25 protein-coding genes are annotated in these 23,494 nt (G+C 38.8%); 8 read left to right on the top strand and 17 right to left on the bottom strand.

Annotation, left to right across the window (positions count from 1 at the left end; genetic code table 11):
* Window positions 1–184 precede the first annotated feature (184 nt).
* The 13 genes from ACKTSC_RS00665 to dnaX form a co-directional block, all read right to left on the bottom strand.
* Window positions 185–385, bottom strand: a complete 201-nt coding sequence (locus ACKTSC_RS00665; RefSeq protein WP_010740784.1) for a cold-shock protein — start codon at window positions 383–385, stop codon at window positions 185–187.
* Window positions 386–564: 179 nt separating this feature from the next.
* A complete protein-coding gene (locus ACKTSC_RS00660) occupies window positions 565–1,668 on the bottom strand; it encodes a baeRF6 domain-containing protein (protein WP_332653811.1) in 1,104 nt (367 codons plus the stop codon).
* Window positions 1,669–2,281: 613 nt separating this feature from the next.
* Window positions 2,282–2,626 (bottom strand): P-II family nitrogen regulator, encoded by a 345-nt coding sequence (locus ACKTSC_RS00655; protein ID WP_407854901.1) that lies wholly within the window; start codon window positions 2,624–2,626, stop codon window positions 2,282–2,284.
* 12 nt (window positions 2,627–2,638) lie between these two features.
* Window positions 2,639–3,853 carry an ammonium transporter gene (locus tag ACKTSC_RS00650; RefSeq protein WP_332580005.1) on the bottom strand — a complete coding sequence of 405 codons (1,215 nt, stop codon included), beginning with the start codon at window positions 3,851–3,853 and terminating at the stop codon, window positions 2,639–2,641.
* 150 nt (window positions 3,854–4,003) lie between these two features.
* Entirely contained in the window at window positions 4,004–4,867 is an 864-nt protein-coding gene (gene rsmI, locus ACKTSC_RS00645; protein WP_407856556.1) for a 16S rRNA (cytidine(1402)-2'-O)-methyltransferase, read from the bottom strand.
* Window positions 4,868–4,981: 114 nt separating this feature from the next.
* Window positions 4,982–5,329, bottom strand: a complete 348-nt coding sequence (locus tag ACKTSC_RS00640) for a DNA replication initiation control protein YabA (RefSeq protein ID WP_332580072.1) — start codon at window positions 5,327–5,329, stop codon at window positions 4,982–4,984.
* Window positions 5,329–6,141, bottom strand: coding sequence for a PSP1 domain-containing protein (locus ACKTSC_RS00635; protein ID WP_407856555.1), 813 nt, complete (start codon window positions 6,139–6,141; stop codon window positions 5,329–5,331). Before ACKTSC_RS00635 ends, ACKTSC_RS00640 begins: the two co-directional genes overlap by 1 nt.
* Window positions 6,142–6,171: 30 nt before the next feature.
* Entirely contained in the window at window positions 6,172–7,107 is a 936-nt protein-coding gene (gene holB, locus ACKTSC_RS00630) for a DNA polymerase III subunit delta' (RefSeq protein ID WP_407856554.1), read from the bottom strand.
* A gap of 1 nt (window position 7,108) precedes the next feature.
* Window positions 7,109–7,438, bottom strand: a complete 330-nt coding sequence (locus ACKTSC_RS00625) for a cyclic-di-AMP receptor (protein WP_332580001.1) — start codon at window positions 7,436–7,438, stop codon at window positions 7,109–7,111.
* A gap of 3 nt (window positions 7,439–7,441) precedes the next feature.
* Window positions 7,442–8,095, bottom strand: coding sequence for a dTMP kinase (gene tmk / locus ACKTSC_RS00620; RefSeq protein WP_332580000.1), 654 nt, complete (start codon window positions 8,093–8,095; stop codon window positions 7,442–7,444).
* Between the two features lie 56 nt (window positions 8,096–8,151).
* Complete coding sequence (gene recR, locus ACKTSC_RS00615) at window positions 8,152–8,748, bottom strand: recombination mediator RecR (protein ID WP_332579999.1); 597 nt, start codon at window positions 8,746–8,748, stop codon at window positions 8,152–8,154.
* Window positions 8,749–8,776: 28 nt separating this feature from the next.
* Complete coding sequence (locus tag ACKTSC_RS00610) at window positions 8,777–9,091, bottom strand: YbaB/EbfC family nucleoid-associated protein (protein WP_332579998.1); 315 nt, start codon at window positions 9,089–9,091, stop codon at window positions 8,777–8,779.
* A gap of 18 nt (window positions 9,092–9,109) precedes the next feature.
* A complete protein-coding gene (gene dnaX / locus ACKTSC_RS00605; RefSeq protein WP_407856553.1) occupies window positions 9,110–10,849 on the bottom strand; it encodes a DNA polymerase III subunit gamma/tau in 1,740 nt (579 codons plus the stop codon).
* A gap of 182 nt (window positions 10,850–11,031) precedes the next feature.
* Here dnaX and ACKTSC_RS00600 point away from each other — a divergent pair, with 182 nt between their 5' ends.
* From ACKTSC_RS00600 to ACKTSC_RS00585, 4 genes are all read left to right on the top strand, one after another.
* Window positions 11,032–12,267: an SPFH domain-containing protein gene (locus tag ACKTSC_RS00600; RefSeq protein WP_407856552.1), complete on the top strand. Its 1,236-nt coding sequence runs from the start codon at window positions 11,032–11,034 to the stop codon at window positions 12,265–12,267.
* A 30-nt stretch (window positions 12,268–12,297) separates the two neighbouring features.
* Window positions 12,298–13,371, top strand: coding sequence for a TFIIB-type zinc ribbon-containing protein (locus ACKTSC_RS00595; RefSeq protein WP_332579995.1), 1,074 nt, complete (start codon window positions 12,298–12,300; stop codon window positions 13,369–13,371).
* Complete coding sequence (locus ACKTSC_RS00590; protein WP_332653822.1) at window positions 13,368–14,165, top strand: TPM domain-containing protein; 798 nt, start codon at window positions 13,368–13,370, stop codon at window positions 14,163–14,165. Before ACKTSC_RS00595 ends, ACKTSC_RS00590 begins: the two co-directional genes overlap by 4 nt.
* Before the next feature lie 129 nt (window positions 14,166–14,294).
* On the top strand, window positions 14,295–15,587 hold the full coding sequence (locus ACKTSC_RS00585) for a serine hydrolase (RefSeq protein WP_407856551.1): 1,293 nt from the start codon (window positions 14,295–14,297) through the stop codon (window positions 15,585–15,587).
* Between the two features lie 38 nt (window positions 15,588–15,625).
* Here ACKTSC_RS00585 and ACKTSC_RS00580 read toward each other — a convergent pair whose 3' ends face one another.
* Window positions 15,626–16,108 (bottom strand): GyrI-like domain-containing protein, encoded by a 483-nt coding sequence (locus ACKTSC_RS00580; RefSeq protein WP_407854910.1) that lies wholly within the window; start codon window positions 16,106–16,108, stop codon window positions 15,626–15,628.
* A 215-nt stretch (window positions 16,109–16,323) separates the two neighbouring features.
* Here ACKTSC_RS00580 and ACKTSC_RS00575 point away from each other — a divergent pair, with 215 nt between their 5' ends.
* Window positions 16,324–17,517, top strand: coding sequence for a YdcF family protein (locus ACKTSC_RS00575; RefSeq protein ID WP_407856550.1), 1,194 nt, complete (start codon window positions 16,324–16,326; stop codon window positions 17,515–17,517).
* A gap of 50 nt (window positions 17,518–17,567) precedes the next feature.
* Here ACKTSC_RS00575 and ACKTSC_RS00570 read toward each other — a convergent pair whose 3' ends face one another.
* Window positions 17,568–19,916, bottom strand: a complete 2,349-nt coding sequence (locus ACKTSC_RS00570) for an ABC transporter ATP-binding protein/permease (protein ID WP_407856549.1) — start codon at window positions 19,914–19,916, stop codon at window positions 17,568–17,570.
* 129 nt (window positions 19,917–20,045) lie between these two features.
* Here ACKTSC_RS00570 and ACKTSC_RS00565 point away from each other — a divergent pair, with 129 nt between their 5' ends.
* The 3 genes from ACKTSC_RS00565 (at window position 20,046) to ACKTSC_RS00555 (ending at window position 22,161) form a co-directional block, all read left to right on the top strand.
* A complete protein-coding gene (locus ACKTSC_RS00565; protein WP_407854913.1) occupies window positions 20,046–20,720 on the top strand; it encodes a response regulator transcription factor in 675 nt (224 codons plus the stop codon).
* Entirely contained in the window at window positions 20,717–21,766 is a 1,050-nt protein-coding gene (locus ACKTSC_RS00560; RefSeq protein WP_407856548.1) for a sensor histidine kinase, read from the top strand. Before ACKTSC_RS00565 ends, ACKTSC_RS00560 begins: the two co-directional genes overlap by 4 nt.
* Before the next feature lie 86 nt (window positions 21,767–21,852).
* On the top strand, window positions 21,853–22,161 hold the full coding sequence (locus ACKTSC_RS00555; protein WP_332579987.1) for a hypothetical protein: 309 nt from the start codon (window positions 21,853–21,855) through the stop codon (window positions 22,159–22,161).
* Window positions 22,162–22,221: 60 nt separating this feature from the next.
* On the opposite strand, the gene ACKTSC_RS00550 is transcribed toward ACKTSC_RS00555, so the two are convergent.
* Together ACKTSC_RS00550 and ACKTSC_RS00545 are read right to left on the bottom strand one after the other, a co-directional pair.
* Window positions 22,222–22,539 (bottom strand): AzlD domain-containing protein, encoded by a 318-nt coding sequence (locus ACKTSC_RS00550; protein WP_407856547.1) that lies wholly within the window; start codon window positions 22,537–22,539, stop codon window positions 22,222–22,224.
* Window positions 22,532–23,287, bottom strand: a complete 756-nt coding sequence (locus ACKTSC_RS00545; protein ID WP_407856546.1) for an AzlC family ABC transporter permease — start codon at window positions 23,285–23,287, stop codon at window positions 22,532–22,534. Before ACKTSC_RS00545 ends, ACKTSC_RS00550 begins: the two co-directional genes overlap by 8 nt.
* Window positions 23,288–23,494: the final 207 nt, after the last annotated feature.

Below are 23,494 nucleotides of genomic sequence, written 5' to 3'. Positions count from 1 at the left end.
AAGAGAGTTCCTCAAGGCATTATATCTGAATAGTAACATGTTCTTCAAGAAAGTTCTTTCAATCAATCGTTTTCATTAAAAAAATAATTGTTAAATTTTCAGATAGATTTTGATTTGTTTCAAATAGTTGTTTTAAACCAAAAAAAGCCAGATGCTTACGCATCTGACTGTTAAATTCAACTAATTAAGCTTTGTTAACGTTAGTTGCTTGTGGTCCACGTTGGCCATCTTCAACATCGAAAGTCACTGCTTGACCTTCTTCTAAAGTTTTGAAGCCGTCGCCTTGGATTGCTGAGAAATGTACGAATACGTCGTTTCCGTTTTCAGCAGTGATAAATCCGTAGCCTTTTTCTGAGTTAAACCATTTTACTGTACCTTGTTCCATGTTAAACATCCTCCTAGGATAAAAATTGATTTGTAATTACTTGAATGGTGAAATAGGAAGGATGTTGTTTGAAACAAACTTACCAATTACCGTACAACAACTACAAAAATAATTATAGCATATTTAAAGCGATAACACTAGATTATCGCTCAAAATATTTTGTGTTTTTAGCAACCTTTCTAATAACGTAAAACCGCTAACAAACTCTTCTCATCTGGGGCATCTTTTTGCTCTAAAACAAACACTTGACCACCCGTTTTTGTCACGTTTGCTGTGATTTCATTCAATACTTGACGACGGTCATATTCCACATCTGGATCTTCACCAAAACCATCGACTAAGTTTGAAGTTGCGACGAACAAATGAGATATTTTCCCTTCTTTAGCAGCGGGAACGATATCCACCAATTGATCGACAAACTTCTTATTGGTCAATTCTTGATAGGTCTTTGTTTCTACGGCCGCTAATTGATCGGTCAATTTTTCAGTTTCTTTCTTCAAATCATTGATCGTCACTTGTGCTGGCGAACCAGTGATTGCCGCTTTATCTGAATAATACGGATTTTTCGCTACTTTTTTGAATTGAGTTTGATTTTCTGGTAACGCATAAACATAAATTGGAAGTTTTTCTGGATTATCTAATGTTTTTAAGAAATTATCCACTGCTTGGTAATAGTTTACCCAATCAATTTCGACTTCTCCATCTTTCGCGTTGACTCCATGGAAACTTCCCACTTCACCGCCACGCGCAGAAACATTTAAGTTTCCACCAGTCAATTCATCTCCTAAAGCAGTTACAACATCGGTCGGTGCGTCTTCAGGTAACTCAACCGCTGTCACTTCTTTATTATGAACAGTATATAATTTCATTGAATCCTTGTTCAACGTAAGTAGATAGTATGAATAATTGAATTGTGCATTTTTGATAATCGCTAATAGATAGGGCAAATCACTTACATAGTATTGATCGTCCACATCGATAGTCAAACGATGGATATACGTTTGATCCTTGGTCAAAATCACTGCGACACTTTTCGTTCCGCTGCGCCAAAAATCTCCGTCGGCTAATAATTGATCGATTTTTTCTTGGAATGGTTCAAAGCTTGTTTCAGTGTACTTCTTTTCAAAGCGTTTCTTTGCTTCTTTAGAAAAGTTTTTAAACGTGATTTGATCTTTTTCTACTTCTTGGTGCGCATGATGCGTATTCAACATAAAGGTGATAAACGGGCCATTCGCTTCTTCCGATGTCAATTCAGTTAATAACTTTTTACTGATGTTTGCCATAAAACTAACCTCCTAATAAAATCTTCCATTCTCAGTGTAGCACAGACTCGAAATTCCTAAAAACAAAATGCAACCCTTACATTGTGTAAAATACCAAAAAATTTCATGCAAAATTGCATAAGACCTTTCTAATACATTTCTTAGTGATTAACAAAGTACCATTCATACTTTCATTCACAGAATGCTTTATTATAATAATATACCAATTATCCCGAATTGGTTTTTTCATACTTACTCCTACCAAGAGTAAATAACAACCTTCATTTCCACCATAGTGACGGCTATGGTGGTTTTTTATTTTTCTTTTTAATGAATTCCCAAATCTAAAAATCACTACAGATATTTTTAACTTCAAAGAACATTTAAAAATTTCTTTTCAAAGACTAATTAAAATCGTTTTTAAAATCAATTTACTATTATCGGGAAATTAGATAATTTTTTCTACTATATTAATAGAAAAACTCATTAATTTTACCGTTTCCTAAAAAGTAAAACCAATTCACAATTGTTATTAAAAAAAATGAATAAAATAAGTTTATATCAATCATTATTTACATTTAATAAAAACTAGACCAATTAAAAACACTGCCTGATTTTGTCAGGCAGTGTTTTTTTATCGAATTGCTGCTTTTCCATGTTCCCCTGTACGAATTCGAATGACTTCTTCAATCGGGGAAACAAAAATTTTACCTGTGCCACATTCATCCGATTGACAAATATCTAAAATCAAATCGATGACTCCATTGACATCTTCATCGGCTAAAATAAAACTAACAGATACTTTAGGGAGTAAGGTCGTGATGACCTCCTGGCCTCGCACGTAGCTCTTTTGTCCTTTTTGTAAACCACAACCTAATACTTGGCTGACGGTCATTCCGTTGACAGCCACCGTTTGATCAATGGCAAATTTTATTTCTTCTAACTTTTCTTGTCTAATGATCGCTTCTACTTTTTTCATCTGGCTGCTCCTTTACGAATCCATTCCCATGAAGGTCGGATAAGCATTTTCATCGTGTTCGATTTGATCTAAGCCCAATGCTTCTTCTTGTTGTGAGACACGAATTGGCATAAACAATCGTATCAACGAAATAATCAAGTAACTGGCTATTCCGGCAAATAATAAAGTAAATACTACACTTTCAATCTGTGCGATAAACAATGGTGTACCACCATAAAGCAGTCCGGTTTTTCCACCAACCGATGGATCTGCAAAAATTCCGGTTGCAAGTCCACCAAAGATCCCGCCAACACCATGACAGCCAAACGCATCTAGCGCATCATCAAATCCAAGCTTTTGTTTGATGACAGCAATAAAATAATAGCAGAACGGACTGACTAAAGCACCGATCAAAGCGCTGGAACCAATCGAAACAAATCCTGCTCCTGGCGTGATCGCTACTAAACCAACTACTGCTCCTGTACAAGCACCAACAACTGTTGGTTTGCCATTCAATATTTTTTCGATCAACATCCAAGAAAGCATCGCACAAGCAGCGGCAGTATTGGTGGTAATCATTGAATGGATCGCTAAACCGTCAGCCGCTAATGCGGAACCACCATTAAAACCAAACCAGCCAAACCATAAAAGTCCGGTTCCTAAAACAACAAAAGGAACATTATGCGGACGATAATCCCCTAAATGATATTCCCGTCTACGACCTAAAACTACTGCTAACACTAAACCTGATATTCCAGAACTTATGTGGACAACATTTCCGCCAGCAAAATCAATCGAGCCGATTTTATCTAAGAAACCACCGCCCCAAACCATGTGTGCCATAGGAAAGTATACCACAACCAACCAAATAGCGATAAATAAGAAAATTGCTGAAAAGCGCATTCTTCCTGCAACAGAGCCAGTCAAGATCGCCGTCGTGATCAATGCAAACATCATTTGGAAGAAAGCAAACAACCCTTCAGGGATACCATCGCCTTTTGTCATAGAGACATGATTAAAAAATAATTTATCTAAATTACCAATAAAATCACCGCCGCCGCTGAAAGATAAAGAATAGCCGATAGCTACCCAAATCAAAGATGCCAGTCCTGTCGTACAAATGACCATCATCATAGTGTTCAAAATATTTTTGCGTCGTTCTAAACCGCCATAGAAAAAGGCTAATGCCGGTGTCATTAGAAAAACAAATCCTGAACAAATCAATATAAATGCAATATTAGCTGCCATCGAATCACTCCATTCTAATTATGTTAAGTATTCTAACATCTTGAATTAAAATTAAAAGAGTTTTTTTCAATTCCATTCATTTAATTCTCATTTAATTACTTTTCGTGTTAGAAAACTTTACACAAAAAAAGCAGGAGTAATCTCCTGCTCTTACAATTGATGGTATTCTTTATAAACGTCTTGCTTTTTTAGATTATGGCGTTTCGCTACAGTCTTCATTGCTTCTTTAGAAGACTGTCCTTCAGAAATCAAAGCTTCGACTTGTTCTTTTAATGTACCTTCAAAGATAATCTCTTCTTCAGCCGGTTCGGTGGTACCAGATACAAGTAAACAACACTCGCCTTTTAATTGATGATCTACCAAGTATTCTAATAATTCTTCCACACTTCCCCGTAGGTATTCTTCATAAAGTTTTGTCAACTCACGACAGATCACGACTTCGCGATTGCCGCAAACATCTAAAATATTTTTTAACGTTTCTTTGACCCGATGGGGAGATTCATAAAAAACAAGAGTCGCTGTTTGTTTTTTTAATTCTTCTAGTTCTTTCTTTTGGGAACTTTTTTTCCGTTGTAAAAAACCATAAAAATAGAATGGTTGTGGTAAGAGTCCAGAAGCAATCAACGCAGTCATTCCAGCTGTTGCTCCAGGAAGGGCTACAACTGGGATATCTTCCTCAATACAAGCGACAACCAGTTCATGTCCCGGATCACTGATAGATGGCATACCAGCATCACTTACTTGTGCGATTGATTTGCCCGCTTTTAAAAAGGCAAGTAATTCTGGGATTCGCTCATTGTAATTATGTTCATGCAGACTTTTTTGTGGAACTTTCACTTCAAAGTGATTCAATAACTTTTGAGTATTCCGTGTATCTTCACTAGCAATCAAATCAACGGTTTGCAATGTTTTAACACCACGGAAGGTCATGTCTTCTAAGTTACCGATCGGGGTCGGAACTAAATACAGCGTTCCTTGTTCTTGTGCAAAACTTTTTTGGATTCTCACACACATTCTCCTCACTCATTCAAACTACTATTTCTTTTTCTCCTAAACAAAAGAAAAGCGGGCGTGACAAAAGCAACGTCATGCCCACTTTCAGAAACGATCATTCAAGATCATTCTGTTTTATTTATGTGTACTTTCGCGATAAATGACATCTAAACAGAAAGCACAAGGTTCATCTTGTTCTCGTCTCGATCCATAAAGTAAGTTGCAGACATGAAACCCATCTTCATAGATTTTCTCTAAATTCAAACGTGATTCAGATAATTCCTGACGCTCATCTTGGACAGGCGTTTTCTTTTCATCGATTTCACGGATACGCTCGCGCAAACGCTCATTTTCCATCTCTAAAGTGGTATTTTTTTCTACAATCTCCAATAGTGTTTCTTTCATTGAAGCGAGATCATCAAGATTCTTGTGCATGTCTTGTTCTAGTTGATTCAATCCATCGTAAAGTGACCGTCGATCCATCATGATACACCACCTGCTTCAACAAGTTCTTGAAAATCAAAATCGACAGTTGCATCCCGGCCGAATAAACGAACTTTGACAACTTTACTTAACAGATTCAAGCCGACGACTTTTCCGCGCCCTTCTGGTGTATCGATTTCTTTACCATAATCCGGCATCGCTTTTTTAGCCGCAGCATATTCGCTATTTTCATATTTCAAACAACACATCAGGCGACCACACAACCCAGAAATCTTTGTAGGATTCAGAGATAAGCCTTGATCTTTCGCCATCTTGATCGAAACAGGAATAAAGTCTCCCAAGAAAGTCGAGCAACAGAGCGGACGACCACATGGTCCAAGCCCTCCTAAGATCTTCGCCTCATCCCGAACACCGATTTGACGTAATTCGATCCGTGTACGGAAAATACTTGCTAAGTCTTTGACCAATTCACGAAAATCGATCCGACCGTCTGCTGTAAAGAAGAAAATCATTTTAGTGCGATCAAACGTATATTCCACTTGGATCAATTTCATCTCTAATTCGTGGATTCGAATTTTTTCTTTTGCTATTTTAAAAGCTGCTTCAGCATCAGCTTCATTTTTGGCTAATTTTTTTAATTCTTTGTCTGATGCTTTATGTAAGATCATCTTCAAGTCATCTGACAAATCTTTTTTTGCTATTTCTATTTTTGGAATTGCCACTGTCGCGATCTGGTGCGCTTGTTGTGACTCAACCAAGACTTTATCATTATAAAAATATTCATCTTTCCCCGGAGCATAATAATAGACATGTCCCGCGTCGCGAAAACGAACACCTACAACTTCAACCATGACTGTTCCCTACTCTCTTAAATAACGTGTTTAAAACACGATTCGCAACGTTATCTGTTCTGCAATATTTTGAAATAAAACATTCGCTTCTAATTTCTGACTGGCCAATAAAACTTCTTCCAACAAATAATTGTATTTATCTAAGGCTGCTGGATCTTGTTTTATCACTTGGTTTCGTTTTTCTTTGACATAATACGCCAGCATCTCGAATGCAAGTTGCTGCTGTTGTTTGTCTCTAAACGTCTTGACCAATTTTTTTTGAACATAGATAAACGCTTGTGAATCATTTTTCTCGAGATAATTAAACCATTGAATAACAGCATCTCTAGCTTCATTAAACCATTCATCTTTTGAGATTTCAACAGCTTTTCCATAACTATTTGTTAAATTAGCTAATAGACTCGCTGTTTTGGTCGGAATTTGTTCTGCCTCCAAACGGGCTTGTAACCGTTGAGTCGATAATCCTTGGAAATGGATGATCTGACAGCGGGAACGAATCGTTGGTAAAATTTTGCCCAATGACTGTGTTTCTAGGATAATCATGAAGTTTGCAGGGGGTTCTTCCAAAAATTTCAATAAACTATTGGCTGAATTAGTATTCATTTTTTCTGCTTGATGGATAATCACGACTTTCTTAGCCGACTCAAATCCACTCTTCGTCAATTCACTTTGCAGCGCCCGAATTTGATCGACTTTGATCGACTGGCCATCAGGTTCGATCTCGACTACATCGGGATGTTCTCTGCTATTGATTCGTAGACAATTATTACATTTTTCGCAAGGCATATTGTCTTGAAGGTCCAGACAAAATAGATGCTTCGTGAACCATAGCGCAAGCGCTGCTTTTCCAGTTCCTTGATCGCCCTCAAAAAGATAAGCATGGGCTAACCGCCCATGCTCAAAACTATTTTGTAATTGACGAAAAACGATTGGCTGAATAGTTTCTAGTTTTTCTGTCTCTTCCATATTAATACTGATGAAATCCTTCGACAGGAAGAACAAAAACAGTTGCTCCGCCGACTTCGACTTCGACTGGGTATGGTATTTGGCCATCTAACGAGATATCTAACGTTACTGGTGTCGTCACGTATTGAGTACGTGCTTGACAGGTTTCTTTGATCAACGCTAATGTATCTTCCACGCGGTCATCTTCGATCCCAATGATAAATGTGCTATTCCCAGCTTTTAAGAACCCACCGGTAGAAGAAAGTTTAGTTGCTCGAATATTGGCATCGATAAATTCATTTGCTAAACGATTTGAATCTTTGTCTTGAACAATTGCTAAAATAAGTTTCATAATCTACACCTCTCGTGATTGAAAATAGTCTGGGTAACGTGTTACTAATTCATAAAAACATTCTTTTACGACTTCGTCTAAACGTTTCCGAGCATCAATTTTTATGATCCGATCTGGGTTTGCTTCTGCTATTTTTAAGTATGCATGTCGGACCCTCTGATGAAATTGTAACCCTTCTGAGTCCAAACGGTCAATTTGATTGGTCCGATTCTTCATAATTCGTTGTAATCCGGTATCTGAATCCACATCTAAATACAAAGTAATGTTAGGTGTCGTACCTTCCGTTGCAAACTTATTGATCGCTGCGACTTCATCCATACCGATTCCTCTAGCCGCGCCTTGATAGGCTAATGAGCTGTCTACAAAGCGGTCACACAAAACAATTTCATCGGCTTCGAGTGCCGGCCAAACTTTTTCCACTAAGTGCTGGCGACGAGCAGCTGCATAAAGTAAGGCCTCTGTTCGTTCATCCATGCGGTCATTGATTGGGTCAAGAATCACGTGACGAATTTTTTCGGCGATTGGAATTCCTCCAGGCTCTCTTGTTTTGACGATCGTCCGTTTCGCTGTTAACTGTAATCTTGGATAAAGTTCATTCAGCACACTCGTTTTGCCTGCGCCATCTGGACCTTCAATCGTAATAAATAATCCGTTCACTTTCTTGTCCTCCAACTTTTTAATCTTGTCTATGTTTCAAAAAACACCGCGAAAAATTAAAGTTCACGGCGTCCTTCTACAGCTTTCAATAAAGTAATCTCATCAGCATACTCGATATCGCTGCCCACGGATAACCCATGAGCGAGACGTGTCACTTTGATGCCGGCTGGTTTGATCAAGCGAGAAAGATACATTGCAGTCGCTTCGCCTTCTGTCGTCGCATTCGTCGCAATGATCACTTCTTTGATTTCATCATCGTGAAGACGTTTGATCAGCGGCGCGATATTGATATCTTCCGGCCCAGTCCCTTCCATCGGCGACAATACACCGTGAAGAACATGATAAAGTCCATGATATTCACGGACTTTTTCCATCGACATCACATCTTTAGGTTCTTCGACAACTAAAATCGTGCTACGATCTCTCGTTGTATCTGAACAAATTTCGCAAGGATCTTCTTCCGTGATATTGCCGCAAATACTGCAAAAATGCAGATCGCGTTTGACACTGATCAACGAACGCGCAAACTCATTGACGGATTCATCCTTCATATCGATCGTGAAAAATGCCAAACGTGTGGCCGTCTTTTGGCCGATCCCAGGTAATTTCATATAACTTTCGATCAGTTTTGCAATTGGTTCTGGATATTGCATCTTGTTCTTCCTCTCTGATTAACGTCACTTACATTCCAGGAAGGCCTTTTGTGTATTTACCCATGGTTTGTTCAGTTTCCTTCGTGATTTTAGTGATCGCATCATTGACTGCTAAAACAATCATATCTTGCAACATATCTGGATCTTCTGGATCGATCAATTCAGGATTGATCGCCATTGTTTTCATTGTTTTATCGCCAGTAAAAGTAACCGTCACAAGATCATTCGTTGAACTCCCGTTGAATTCTTTAGCATTCAATTCATCTTGTGCTTTCACCATTTCTTTTTGCATTTTTTGCATTTGTTTCATCATACCTTGCATGTTTCCCATTCCGCGCATCATATTATTTATTCGCTCCTTTTAATCTTCTTTGATTGTGACTAAATCACCAAACAAACTTTTCGCTTGTTCGACGACTTCATTGGTTTCTGCTGGCAATAGATCTACTTGCCCATCGTTTGAATCCGTTTCTTCTAATGCGACTGGTCGCTCATGATTTTGACTAAGAAAAGCTTGGCGTAAACGCGGCCATGTTTCTCTAGTGATAAAGACAAATTCAGGGACATAATCCTTGATCATCATACTCAAACTATTCTGCATATTCAAGCGTAACTCATCATTTGAGTCTGCTCGTTGACAAACAATCTCATAGTCAAAGGCAACCAATAATAAATCGGGGCCTGCCGCTACCGGTTCACTGGCTTTTAACATTGCCCGTTGCGTTACTGGCAAAGCCATCAATAAATCTTCCCAAACATTTTTTACATTCAGCAAATGCTCTTTAGTTGCCTCACCTAATACTTGATATACCCGTTCAGTCGGTACACGATAGGCACTGGTATTTTTCTTTGGAGCAACTTTTCGTTCTTCCTTTTCACTAACAGGTTGTACTTTTAGTTGTTTCATCTCATTTTGTAATTGCTGAACTTGTTTTTTTAGTGCCAGTAATTCGGCTGAATCAGCTGGTTGTGCCGCAGAATTTTCAACGCTCTGTGGTTTCACCGGACTGATAGTCGCTGTTTGCGGTGTTGCCAATTTTACAGTCGCTACTTCTAGATAAACATTAGCGTGGTTTGTAAAACGAATCTCATTTTGCGTCTCACTCAAAATTTTAATCATTAGATACAAACGTTCTGAGGCAGTTGCTTGAGCCAGTTGCTTGAAATTATCTGTTAAATACGCAGCTCGATTTTCTAATAGTTTAGGCGCTTGTTGATACATCAATAAGTCGCGGCAATATAATAATAAATCCTCGGTCAAGCGGCGTGCTTCTTTGCCTTCCGCTAAGATATTTTCTAAAACTTCTAAAGCTCCGCTGACATCTTGTTGTAGACATGCTCCGATAAAGCTGTCCATCATTTCTGTCGTCAAACTGCCAGTGACTGCTAACGCATCTTCCAAAGTAATCGTTTTATTACTAAAAGAAATGGCTTGGTCTAAAATACTCAAAGCATCCCGCATACCGCCTTCTGCTGCACGAGCAATCACAGATAACGCTTGCTCTTCGTAAGGCTGATTACTTTCTTCTAAAATATATTTCATCCGGCCAATAATTGCTTGAACATTGATACGTTTAAAATCAAACCGCTGCGTCCGCGAAATGATCGTTGCTGGGATTTTATGTGGTTCAGTTGTCGCTAAAACGAAAATCACATGTTCTTTTGGCTCTTCCAAAGTTTTTAGCAACGCATTGAAGGCTCCTGTCGAAAGCATATGGACTTCATCGATGATATACACTTTATATTTAGCCATTGTTGGTGCGTAGTTCGCTCGATCACGGATAAAACGAATTTCTTCGACACCGTTATTACTAGCCGCATCAATTTCGATAACGTCTTCTTGTCGTCCTTCAGTGATTGAGCGACACATTTCGCATTCATTACATGGCTCGCCATCAACACTGTTTGGGCAATTGATCGCTTTGGCAAAGATTTTTGCCGCACTTGTCTTCCCAGTTCCGCGGGGACCAGTAAACAAATAAGCATGGGAAGTTTTCTGTTGTTGGATCGCATTCTTCAACGTTTTTGTAATTGCTTCTTGTCCAACTAAGTCATCAAAACGTTGAGATCGCCAAACGCGGTAAAGTGCTTGATAAGCCATAATTTTCCTCTTCTCTTTCGAAATCACTGCTTTTCATTATACGTGATTTTGTCGAAAAAAACTATATAAACTGTCTGTTCGATTGAATTGTTTAATGAGTTTTAATTTGTTCGATTGCATCTTTTCGATTACCAAAATAGCCTATGGTATAATGAAAAAAACGTTTTTATGGAGGGATATTCATGGGACTATTCAAAGCAGCAACAAGCAGTGTCGGTGGTGGATTAGCTGATCAATGGCTCGAAGTCATCGAACCTGCCGATATGGGACAAACGACCGTCATGACAAAAGGAACTGCTGTACGTAAAGATGATAAACGAGGAAGCAATAAAAAAGGCACCGCCGATGTGATTACTGACGGTTCGGTCATTCACGTTTATCCGAATATGATGATGCTTCTAGTCGATGGTGGAAAAATCATCGATTATACCGCTGAAGAAGGTTATTATACTGTGCAAAATAATTCAGCCCCTTCGATGTTCAATGGTTCGTTAAAAGATGCCGTCGCAGAAACATTCAGCCGTTTCAAATTCGGCGGTGTGACTCCGCAAAAACAACAAGTCTTTTACATCAATCTCCAAGAAATCAAAGGTATCAAATTTGGGACAAGTACACCGTTGAATTATTTTGATAATTTTTATAATGCCGAATTGTTTTTACGTGCTCATGGAACCTATTCGATCAAAGTGACTGATCCGATTTTATTTTATGCCAATGCGATTCCTCGCAATATGGATCAAGTGGATATCAATGATATCAATGAACAGTACTTGCAAGAATTTTTAACGGGTCTGCAAGCCTCGATCAATCAAATGTCTGCCGATGGTCAACGAATTTCTTACGTGCCGTCAAAAAGTTTAGAATTAAGCAAATATTTAGCGACTGCCTTAGATGATAGCTGGAAAGAATTACGTGGCATGGAGATTGTTTCCGTTGCTGTGGCTAGCATTTCTTATACCGATGACTCAACTAAATTGATCAATATGCGGAATGAAGGCGCCATGCTGGGGGATCCTAGCGTACGTGAAGGCTATGTCCAAGGTTCGGTTGCTCGTGGCATGGAGGCCGCTGGAAAAAATGATGCCGGCGCCAGCACTGGATTTTTCGGTATGGGTATGGGCATGAATGCCGGCGGTGATTTCTTAAATCAAGCTTCCCAAAACAATAATCAACAAATGCAGCAAAATCAACAAGCTAAAACGCAAGCGCAAGGCGAACAATGGGCTTGTCCAAAATGCGGCACTGAAAATACCGGGAAATTCTGCAGTAATTGCGGCGAACCAAAACCAGCACCAGCTGCTGCAGCAAAGATCCAAATGAAATGTAGTGCATGTGGCGAAATTGTAGATCTAAGTAATGGCGTACCAAAATTCTGTCCACATTGCGGAAAACCGTTTCAAGGAGTGCCATTAGATTAAAAAAATAAGCTGAATTGAGGTGGTCTGCAAATGGCGGATGTTATTACACATCATTGTCCCAACTGCGGCGGGCCGTTAACATTCAATCCTAGTGATCAAAAATTTCATTGTGACTATTGTTTGAGTATTTTTACCGTAGAAGATATCGAAAAATTTGAAGCAAAAGAAACAGCTACCACTGTAGAAGATACTACAGCAGAGGCTTCATCGTTCGAAACGACTGACGGCAGTGAAATGGATTTATTTCTCTGCCCCAGTTGTGGTGCTCAAATCGTCACTGATCACACGACTGCCGCGACTTATTGTTACTTCTGTCATAATCCAGTAGTCCTATCTGGGCGCTTGACGGGCGAATTTTTGCCAAATAAAGTCTTACCGTTTAAAATCGATCGCGAAAAAGCAATTGCTGATTTTTTAGCTTGGACCAAGAAAAAACGATTCGTTCCAAAGGATTTTTTCAATCAAGAACAAATCGAAAAAATGACCGGTGTCTATTTTCCATATTGGGTGATCGACGCGGAAACTAATGGAAATCTTACTGGTAGCGGAACTTCATTAAGGGTTTGGGTGATCGGCGACATCGAATATACGGAAACCAAAGTCTATCAAGTTTTTCGTAAAGGAACTGCTAAAATCAGACAATTGACTAAAAATGCGTTGACTAAAAATCTGCAGCAAAAAATGGTCGAAGGCGTACAACCTTTTCCGATCGATCAAGCGGTTGATTTTCATACCGAATATCTATCTGGTTTCCAAGCCGAAAAACGCGATATCGAGATCATTGAATTAGCCGACCAGATCCAACATGAATTAGGCGAGTATACGGAAGACCTGTTGCGAGATACGGTCTCGGGCTATACAACATTTACTACTAAAAATAAATCCGTTGCAATTGAAAAACAAGATAATCATTATATGTTGCTACCGGTTTGGCTTGTTACCTATCAAGCCGCAGATAAAAAGACCTATTATTATGCTATGAATGGACAGACAGGCAAAGTCAGCGGTGTCTTGCCTATCAGCAATAAACGATTAGGCTTATTCTCTGCTGGTATATTTGCAGGTATTTTAGCTTTAGCTATGATCGTGGGGTATTTCCTATGAAAAAAATTTTTTTATTACTCAGCTTTTTAGTCTTGCTGCTCCCTTTAAAAGCTCATGCAGCAGCTGATACCGTCGATGACCAAGCAAACTTATTGACGCAAGAACAGCGCACAGAATTAGCCAATCAAGCAGCGACCCTTGATCAAAAAATCAAAGGCCAGGTTTTTATCTTAACGACGAACACTAATACTGAAGAACCGCGCACCTTTGCAAACCAACAGCTAAAAGCGCGTGTTGGGAAAGATAATAATGGCGCTCTTTTATTGATCGATATGAATCAACGACAAGTTTACGTGTCTACATCTGGTAATATGATCGATTACTTAACGGACAAACGTGTCGATAAGATCTTAGATGCAGTGACTGCCGCGATGCAAAATGAAAATTATTATCAAGCCGGGGCAGATTATCTTTCGACGACGAAAGAATTTGTCGACGCTGGAGTCCCAAAAGGCTCTTATCGAATCGATGAAAAAACTGGCAAGATCACTTATTACAAAGCGATCACACCGATCGAATTTGCAATTGGTTTTGTTATTGCAGCTGCGGCGGCGATTGCATTCTTCGTTTCTGTCCGTTTGCGTTATCAATTGAAAAGAGGGACATATCGTTATCCCTATCGTCAAAATGCCCAGCTTGATTTAACAGAACGACAAGACCAATTAGTCAATTCATTTGTTACAACTCGTCGAATTCCACGGCCATCTAATAATAACGGCGGTGGTGGTGGCGGTGGAAGTACGACTAATTCTAGCGGCGGCGGAACTTTTGGCGGCGGCGGACGCGGATTTTAATTTCTTGATCAAAAATTTTTGACTGATCCCAGCGGAATTCCGAAACACTAGGAATCCACTGGGATTTGCTTGTATTCCCCCTTTTATTTTGCTAAAATTTTTTAGGTAATAAACTAAAGGAGCTTACCAATGTATAAAAAGAAAAGATTTCCCCTTGTTTTGGTTGCCTTGATCCTCTTTTTCCAAAGCTTCATTGGAATTACTGTACGAGCGGATGATGATTTTTCTGTCAATGCCAGTGCTGGCTATGCCATTGATGCTGATTCTGGAAAAGTGTTCTTCAATCAAGATGGCGATACCCCAAAAGGGATTGCTTCCATCACAAAGACTGTCACTGCTTACCTAGTTTTAGATGCCATAAAGCAAAAGAAAATAACTTGGGACCAAGAAGTACCGATTTCAGAATATGCTGAATCATTGAGTACTGTTCCCGACTTATCTAATGTTACTTTAGTCAGCGGCCAAAAATATACAGTCAAAGATATTTTTGAAGCTATGATCGTTCAGTCAGCAAATGCTTGTGCCGTAGCACTCGCTGAACTTGTTGCCGGAAGTGAGCATACTTTCGTCGATCAAATGCGTGAACAGTTGAAAAAATGGGATATCACTGACGCAACGGTCATCAATTCATCTGGATTGAGTAACGTCTACTTAGGCGATAATCGCTATCCTGACACTCAAGAAAACGATGAAAATATGATGTCTGCCAAAGATGTCGCAATCGTTGCCCAACATCTAATCAACGATTTCCCTGAAATTTTAGAAACATCAAAAATTCAAGAAAAAACTTTTGCGCCTAACACGACACATCCCAGCGAGATGAAAAACTGGAATGTCATGCTTTTTGAAGGTGATAATTACAAAGAAGGCGTAGATGGATTAAAAACTGGAACAACCGATCTAGCGGGTGCCTGCTTTGTCGGGACGATCGAAAAAGATGGTCGTCGTGTGATCACCGTCATTTTAAATGCCCTGAATCAAGCGAACGATACCAATGCTCGTTTTACTGAAACAAGTAAACTGATGGATTATTGCTTGAATAATTGGAGTCAACAAGAAGTGACTACTGCGGGACAAACACCCGCTGATAAAAAATCTTTAGCAGTCGCTGAAGGCAAACAAGATCGCGTAGCTTTGGCGATGGAAAAACCCGTAACACTTTGGGTCCGCAGCGATATGGACTCTACAGATTTGACAATCAAGTCAACAGTGGACAGTTCATTGTTAGATGATCAGAAAATTACTGCTCCTGTTCATAAAAATGAAAAAGTCGGTACCGTCAGCGTACAGCTTGCCCAAGATACTTTAGGCTATGTTCGTAAAAACGAAGGTGCTACGACAAACTTGATCACCAAAACAGCGGTTGAAAAGGCTAATGTTTTTGAGATTCTTTGGCAAAAGATCACCAATGCCTTTGCATAAATAAAAAACTTTCGACTTTATTAGAGTCGAAAGTTTTTTTATGTTTTAAACGGGAAATACAGTTCGACTTCGCCTTGTGCAAATTCAGGTAAATAATGTTCTTGGATCGCTCCAGCAAGTTCCAATTTTTCTAAAGGAAAAATTTCTCCTAACATTAGATTCGTGGCTTCTTCGATCTTATCTCCATTTGCTTTGACCGTTAAGTAACTTTTGGCTGGAAGTTCCCAACGCGTCCACCCTTCTGGTACAATCGCTTCTTTCGTAACTTGGACTCCCGCTAGGTAACGTCCTTCATTTTGCCATGGCTCTAGCCATTCTTTTCCATCACTCATCAATCCCCAAAGATGTAATATCTCTTGTTCTTGACCTGTCAACGATACTATCAACTCTTCAAAATGATCATTAACTTGATCCCATAATGCTGGTACCCAAGAAGCTCCCTCCTCTGCTAGCCCGCGGCCTTCTTTTCCAATCACATAGATCGTGGGCAAGTCGATTCGATCAATCCCTTTAATCTTCATTCTCATTCCTCCCTGACTAAAAAAGCTTATTCTCTATTTTACCGAGCTTTCTGGTAAAAACCAATTAATCGTTCTTCACTGCGCATTTCCTCGTTTCTTTGATATACTGTCTACTGTAACAAATGGTTTCTTCTTGCTGATAATTATAACTACTCAGCAGTCAGTTAAATCAAAGAAAATTTTTTATATTTATGAATGAAGAAAGGCGTGATGGTATGGACTTCCAGCGAGACTTCCTAGCATTAGGAATCTACTTGCTTGTTCTATTAGTTTTAATGATTCGTTTCAAACATAAGCGATTCAGTCTCTTTTTACGTTGGTCAGGAATTTTTCTACTTTTATATTTTTTAGGAATCGAGATTCAAGCAAAAACTTTTTATATTTTGATTCCAGTATTTTTCTTTTTATTGTTCTGCTATTTTTATTTCAAAGAAAAATGTCGGTTAAGAAACGGCTGGCTACTAAATCTATTTTTGATCAGCTTTATGATCTATGTTGGACTGATTAGTTTCACTTCTCAATCCATTATCGGAATGGCGATCTCAGTTGCCTTGCTAGTTTTATTTTTAATTGCTGTAGCATTTGGTGTTTACGCTGCCGTGATTTTTTTGATCGGCAATAGTTTTATCGTGTTAAAACGTGAATCACGACGTTTACCGAATCTATTGACACTGATCTTAGGGCTAGCGATCCTGGCACTGCTTATTTTGCGTATTGTAGGTACCCAACTTTTACCGAGCTGGTCATTAGTCTTATTAGCGATCCCAACGACGATTGCATTTTATTTTTTCATCGTCTTTTGGAATTTCTTATCGATCTCTGTTTTGTACCAATTCAATCAGCCAAAGTACGACCAAGACTTCATCGTTGTTTTAGGCGCGGGGCTGATCAATGGGGAAAAAGTTACCCCGCTATTAGCAAAACGGATTGATCGTGCAATCCAGTTTTATCACAAACAAAGCGTTGCAACCTTAACTCCGCCAAAACTTGTGATGTCTGGCGGACAAGGATCGGATGAAAAAGTTCCTGAGGCGCAAGCGATGCGTGAATATGCGATAGAACAAGGAATCCCTGAAGATGAGATCCTCATGGAAGCTCAATCAACCAATACGTTAGAAAATATGCGCTTTAGTAAAGAAATTATGGAACATGAAAAACCAACTGGTTATCATGCGATTTTTACTTCTAATAATTACCATATTTTTAGAGCCGGTATGTATGCCGAAGAAGTCGGCTTGAATATCGATGGCCTCGGGGCAAAGACTGCCAAATATTATTTACCGAATGCTTTTCTACGTGAATTCATTGCGATTGCTTTGATGCATAAAAAAGCTCACTTGATTATTTGCGGCTTGATCACGGTTGGTTACATTGCTTTAGCTGCCATCAATTATTTCTTTGGCGGCTAATAAAAAAGCTGAGACAAAAGTATTTTTTACTTTCGTCTCAGCTTTTTTTATTATTCTGCTCGTAAAGCAATCGCTGCATCTTTTTTAGCAGCCATTTTAGCAGGAATGTGTCCGCCGATCATCGTCAAAACAGTTGAAACGATGATTAAAATAAGCCCATGCACTGGATTCAATTGAGCAACATCTTTAAGGTCAGTCATATTGTATAAAATCGCATTGATTGGGAATGTAGCCAAGTAAGCAATCAACACACCTAGGGTTCCTGATGCTACCCCTAGGATACATGTCTCGGCATCAAATACGCGGGTAATATCTTTTTTACGCGCACCTAAAGCTTTCAAGACCCCAATTTCTTTGGTCCGTTCAATCACAGATGTATAAGTGATGATCCCGATCATGATCATACTTGTTACTAATGAGATACCGGCAAAGGCTACTAATACATACGTAATCGCATCCATCAAGCCCCCAGTCAACTCAGTCATCGTACCGGCCAAGTCTGTATAAATAATCTTATCGGCTTTCTTTTTACCTTTATTGTATTTATCTAAATAAGTTAAGATTTTTTCTTTGTCTTTATAATTATTCGGATAGATCATGATGCTGCTTGGCAAGCTATCGCCGCCTAAGTAAGCCATCGTACTTTCTTTAGTCGTTGCATCTAATTTTTCATTCGTCATGACATTAGTATCCGTCGCTTTTTGTGCATTGACGATTTCAGAATTTTGATTATCTTTCACGATTTTAGATGTTAATTCATTGCTGTAAGCAATCCCTGGTGCTAAAAGGTTCATAGTTGATGATTGTTTTACTCGTAAGATTCCCGAAATTTTCAATGTATCATTATTCGCATTATCATACATTGCTTTGTAATCTGTGTTGGGGATAAAATTCCCTGTTGGTAGTTTGGCATAGTATTCATTATTATTGACCAACTTGAATTCGGTACCTACGATTTTGTCAAAATCAATTTTTTCGCCATCTTTGACATCGAAGCCTAAATTTTTCAATGAATTGATATTAGTACTATTATTGGCATCAACGATCAAGACAACATCTGTTGCAGTAGTTGGATATGCTCCTGATAATAATTTGTAATTATCTTTTAGGAAGTTGCCTGAATCTTTATCCAGCTGTGTCGGAAATGAAGAAACGCCCATCCCAGTCATGCTAGACATCGCACTCATCATTGATGGACTACTATTAGATGCTGTATTTGATAGTTGAACTGGTTTTACATCTCCATCGACATCGCGTAATAAATTCATCCCTACTACACGTGTATAACCGATATTATTACTTAATTTTGGATCGATATTATTGATGTAATCCACATAGTCTTGATTGATGTTGTTCGTATGTTGTGCCCGATCTTCATCGCTGATTTTAGCAACGATATTATTCTCATTGCCTTTGTCAGAACCGCTGGATTTATCTGACCCTAGGGCTTGATCACGATTGGCCGTTTGATCAGTTGTTGTTTTTGAAATAGTGATCGGGTATTTCGACATCGTTTCTGCTTGAGTGCTATCGATTTGTTTTTGGAAACCGCTAGACAGTGATAATACGATCCCGATACTGATGATCCCGATACTTGAAGCAAACGCGGTCAACAAGGTTCGACCCTTTTTGGTACGTAAGTTATTGAAGGAAAGTTTCAACGCCGTCATAAACTTCATTTTGGTCCGTTTTAATTGGAATTGTTCCCCTTTTTTCCCTTCGATATGCGGATGAGAATCATCCATGATCTGTCCATCAGAAAATTCAATGATGCGATCGGCATATTTTCTAGCCAATTCAGGATTATGCGTAACCATGATGACTAATTTTTCTTTTGACAATTCTTGAATCAGATTCATGATCTGAACACTGGTCTCTGTATCTAACGCTCCTGTCGGCTCGTCACAAAGCAAAATATCCGGATCGTTCGCTAAAGCACGTGCAATCGCAACTCGCTGCATCTGACCACCAGAAAGTTGGTTGGGCTTTTTATGCATGTGATCGGCTAGGCCTACACGACGTAAAGCATCTTCTGCTTTTTGTTTCTTTTCTTCTTTAGAGACACCGCTCAAAGTCATCCCTAACTCAACATTGTCGATGATCCCTAAATGACTGATCAAGTTATAACTTTGGAAAACAAAACCGATCGAATTATTTCGATATGCGTCCCAATCAGCATCTTTGAATGTTTTAGTCGATTTGCCATCGATGATCATGTCGCCGGAATCATAATTGTCCAAGCCGCCGATCACATTCAACATCGTCGTCTTTCCAGAACCACTGGCTCCTAAAATCGCCACAAACTCTTGGCGTCTAAATGAGACTGATACGCCATCTAGCGCTTTGGTCGTTGTATCACCAACATGGTAATATTTTTTGATATCTTTTAACTCTAACATTCTGTCACCCTTTTCTTTAAGTTTACTTTGTAAAGATAGCATGGCATTATTAACTCAAAATGAACAAAAATTCATACTAGGTTCACAGTAATCTGTTATTATTATCTGGCAAAAAGGAGGACGTGGCAAATGAATCGAATACTTATTGTAGAAGATGACGAAAACCTATCATTACTTTATCAATCAGCCTTAAAAAATGAACGTTTTGAAGTCTTTCGTGCCGAAAATGGACTCGAAGCGTTAACGATTTTAGATCAACAATATATTGATTTGATTATCAGCGATATTATGATGCCCGATATGGACGGCTATGAATTAGCTCAAAGCCTACGCGAGGCAAATTATGAACTGCCGATTTTATTTATCACTGCTAAAGATTCTTTTGAAGACAAAAAACGCGGTTTCACCTTAGGGATCGATGACTATATGGTCAAACCAATCGATGTCAATGAAATGATTTTGCGTGTCGAAGCTTTATTGCGGCGAGCACAGATCGTTCACACGAAAGAGTTGATCGTCGGAAAAACCCAATTGAACCAAGAAACTTATCAGATCAAAAGAGAAATACAAGAAATGACTTTGCCGCAAAAAGAATTTTTACTGCTCTATAAACTGCTGGCTTATCCGAATAAAATTTTTACCCGACAACAATTGATGGATGAGATCTGGGGGCTAGACTCTGATACAGATGAGCGAACGATCGATGTCCATATCAAACGTTTGCGTACTCGTTTAGAAAAAAATCCTGATTTCACGATCGAGACGATCCGTGGTCTAGGCTATAAGGCGGTCATCTACGCATGAGAAAAAAATTCTTCTCCCAGCTATGGATCTATTTTGCCGGGATCACCTTTTTGATGATGGTCGTCGTCCTAACCGTCTTTGTGGGACTGCTTTTTTTAGTCACACATTTTGAATTGCTGTCACCTGAACGCGAAGGTCACCTTTTTCCTTTATACTTTATTTTATTTTTAAGTCTCATTATCGGTGCGACTTTATCTTTCTTCGTTGGAAAACGAATCCTCCAACCGATCGGAAACCTGCGGCAAGCGATGAGTAAAGTCGCCCAAGGCGATTTCACGATCCAGCTACAAGAAAACCAGTCATTAGAAGATGTTGACGAATTGTATCATGCCTTTAATGTGATGGTGACAGAATTAAATAGTATCGAAACGTTACGCAATGATTTCGTCTCTACGATTTCTCATGAATTCAAAACTCCGATCGCAACGATCAAAGGCTACGTTCAGCTACTGCAAAATGAACAGTTACCACCTGAGGAACGACAAGTTTATTTAGAACGAATGTTAGATGGAACCCACCAGCTGACTTATCTGACAGATAATGTTTTAAAATTAAGCAAACTGGAAAATCAAGGAGTAGGATTAGATTTCCAAACATTTCGTTTAGATGAGCAAATCCGTGAAGTGATCCTTTTTTTACAACCTAAATGGGAACAATTGAATCTAACCTTAGATTTAGATTTGCCAAGAACCATTTATATTGGCAATGAAGAATTTCTTTATCAAGTCTGGTTGAATCTAATGGACAATGCGATCAAATACAGCTATAAAAATGGAAACATCCGTGTTCATCTCACGCAAAATGACCAAGGTGTCATCTTAGCAATCAGTGATGAAGGCATCGGGATGACGGAAGAAGTCGCCAATCGTGTGTTTGATAAGTTTTATCAGAGTGATACGAGCCGTAAACGAACAGGCAACGGCCTAGGTTTAGCATTAGCAAAACAAATCGTAGAGCTACACCAAGGGACGATCGAAGTCAAGAGTTCTCCCGATCAAGGCAGTCAATTTAAATTGTTTTTACCAAACATCGCAAAAAATTCATAATTTTCTTGTCATTTTGGCCGATTAATTCATGATTAGTTAATATTTATACTGTAAGCTATGAGTAACTTAAAGAAAGGGTGACTCATATGATGGAGAAACAAAAAGTAACGAAGTCTGTATATTTTGTCGAAGAAACTCAGAATATCGAAGGCGCGTACGTTGAAGTAAATACACTTTTTGTTGCAGACAATCAAGAGCAAGCGACCGAAGTCTATGAAAAGCTCGTGAAGGAGGAAAGTAAAAAATCCTTTGGGCTTTTATTGAATGAATATACAATTAACGCGGAGGGCGGTTTTTTCCGTAACCTACTTGAATCATGGAAACACCTGCCCGCTGAATTTTATCGAAAAATGCAAGTATTGACTTATCGTCCAATTGCGGAGTATCAAAATTAACTTAGGACGAAGTTTTTTCGTCAAAAAAAGCGAGGCACTCAGCTAGAGTACTTCGCTTTTTTAAATCATCGATAATAAAAAGACAGCTGCTAAACCTGTAAGGACAGAAATTGCCATTGAACGAGTTTTGTACGCAACTCCTGCGACTAAAAACATCGCAATGATCCGGACGTTATCAACGATATCTAATTGATTGTTGCTGATAAAGACATCTTTGAAAACCAATGCCGCAAACAATGAGATCGGTACGTATTTCATCCAATCACTGAACCATTGCGGAACTTGGCGTTGTGAGAAATACAACATCGGAAACAAACGTGGCAGATAAGATGCTCCGAATAAACATAGGATCAATAATAGTAATGAATAATCACTCATGATGAACCTCCCCGCCAGTCAGATCATAATGATCTGGCCCATCATTATCAGCATCGACAGTTTTTCTGCTGCGTTCAACGAGATAACCAGCAAAAGAAGCTAGTAATGTCGCTAAAATCAAACCAAAAGTATTTTTAAATAGCAACATAAAGATGATCGCCAAGCCACCAGAGAATAAGCCTGTTACTAACAACAAACCATTATTCAATTGCATCATGAACATAAAAATAAACATTGCCGTCAACGCAAAATGAACCAATTCAGTATCCACATGGATGACTGAACCAAATAAAGTTCCGACAATCGTACTTCCCGTCCAAGAAAGCATCGAAAACCAATTGACGTATAATGCCTTTTTACGATTCCACTCAGGATCAGTAGAGTATTTCAAATAATTTACTGCATAATTTTCATCATTCATCGACTGCGAAAACAGTGCAATAAATGAACGTTTTTCATTTTTGAAAAATTGTGACAAACTAGAGCCTAACAACGCATAGCGCAGCTCCAAGAAAAAAACCATTAAGATTGTGGACACAAGTGATGCATGAACACTTATCATCGAGACTACTAAAAATTGGGCGCCTCCAGAGAAAACAAGCATCGACAGTAAAGCCGTTAATAAAATGTTAAATCCCGCTTTCTGCAGCAGCATGCCACAAGCCAAGCCGACCGGAATATAACTTAAACACAGCGGCATGGCCGCATATAACGCCTCTAACCATGGTGTCCTTTTTTTTACAGGCATGGTATGTTCTCAATTCCCTTCACGTTCACAGGATAAAAAGCATTTTCATTCTAACACATTCTGGACAAAAAGATACAACTCCTCAAATAACTTTTTTTTAGCCAAAAAAATCCTTTATTATTCGTAAATAAAATCAATAAACCGTTAAAAAATAAATAAAAAAGCTTATAAAGCATTTATTACGAATTATTTTTTTAGATAAACTAA

This window comes from Enterococcus hailinensis (genome assembly GCF_045862035.1).
GTDB classification, from domain to species: Bacteria; Bacillota; Bacilli; order Lactobacillales; family Enterococcaceae; genus Enterococcus_A; species Enterococcus_A hailinensis.
The sequence above is the reverse complement of the archived record's forward strand: the minus strand, read 5'-3'. Positions and strand labels throughout refer to the sequence as shown.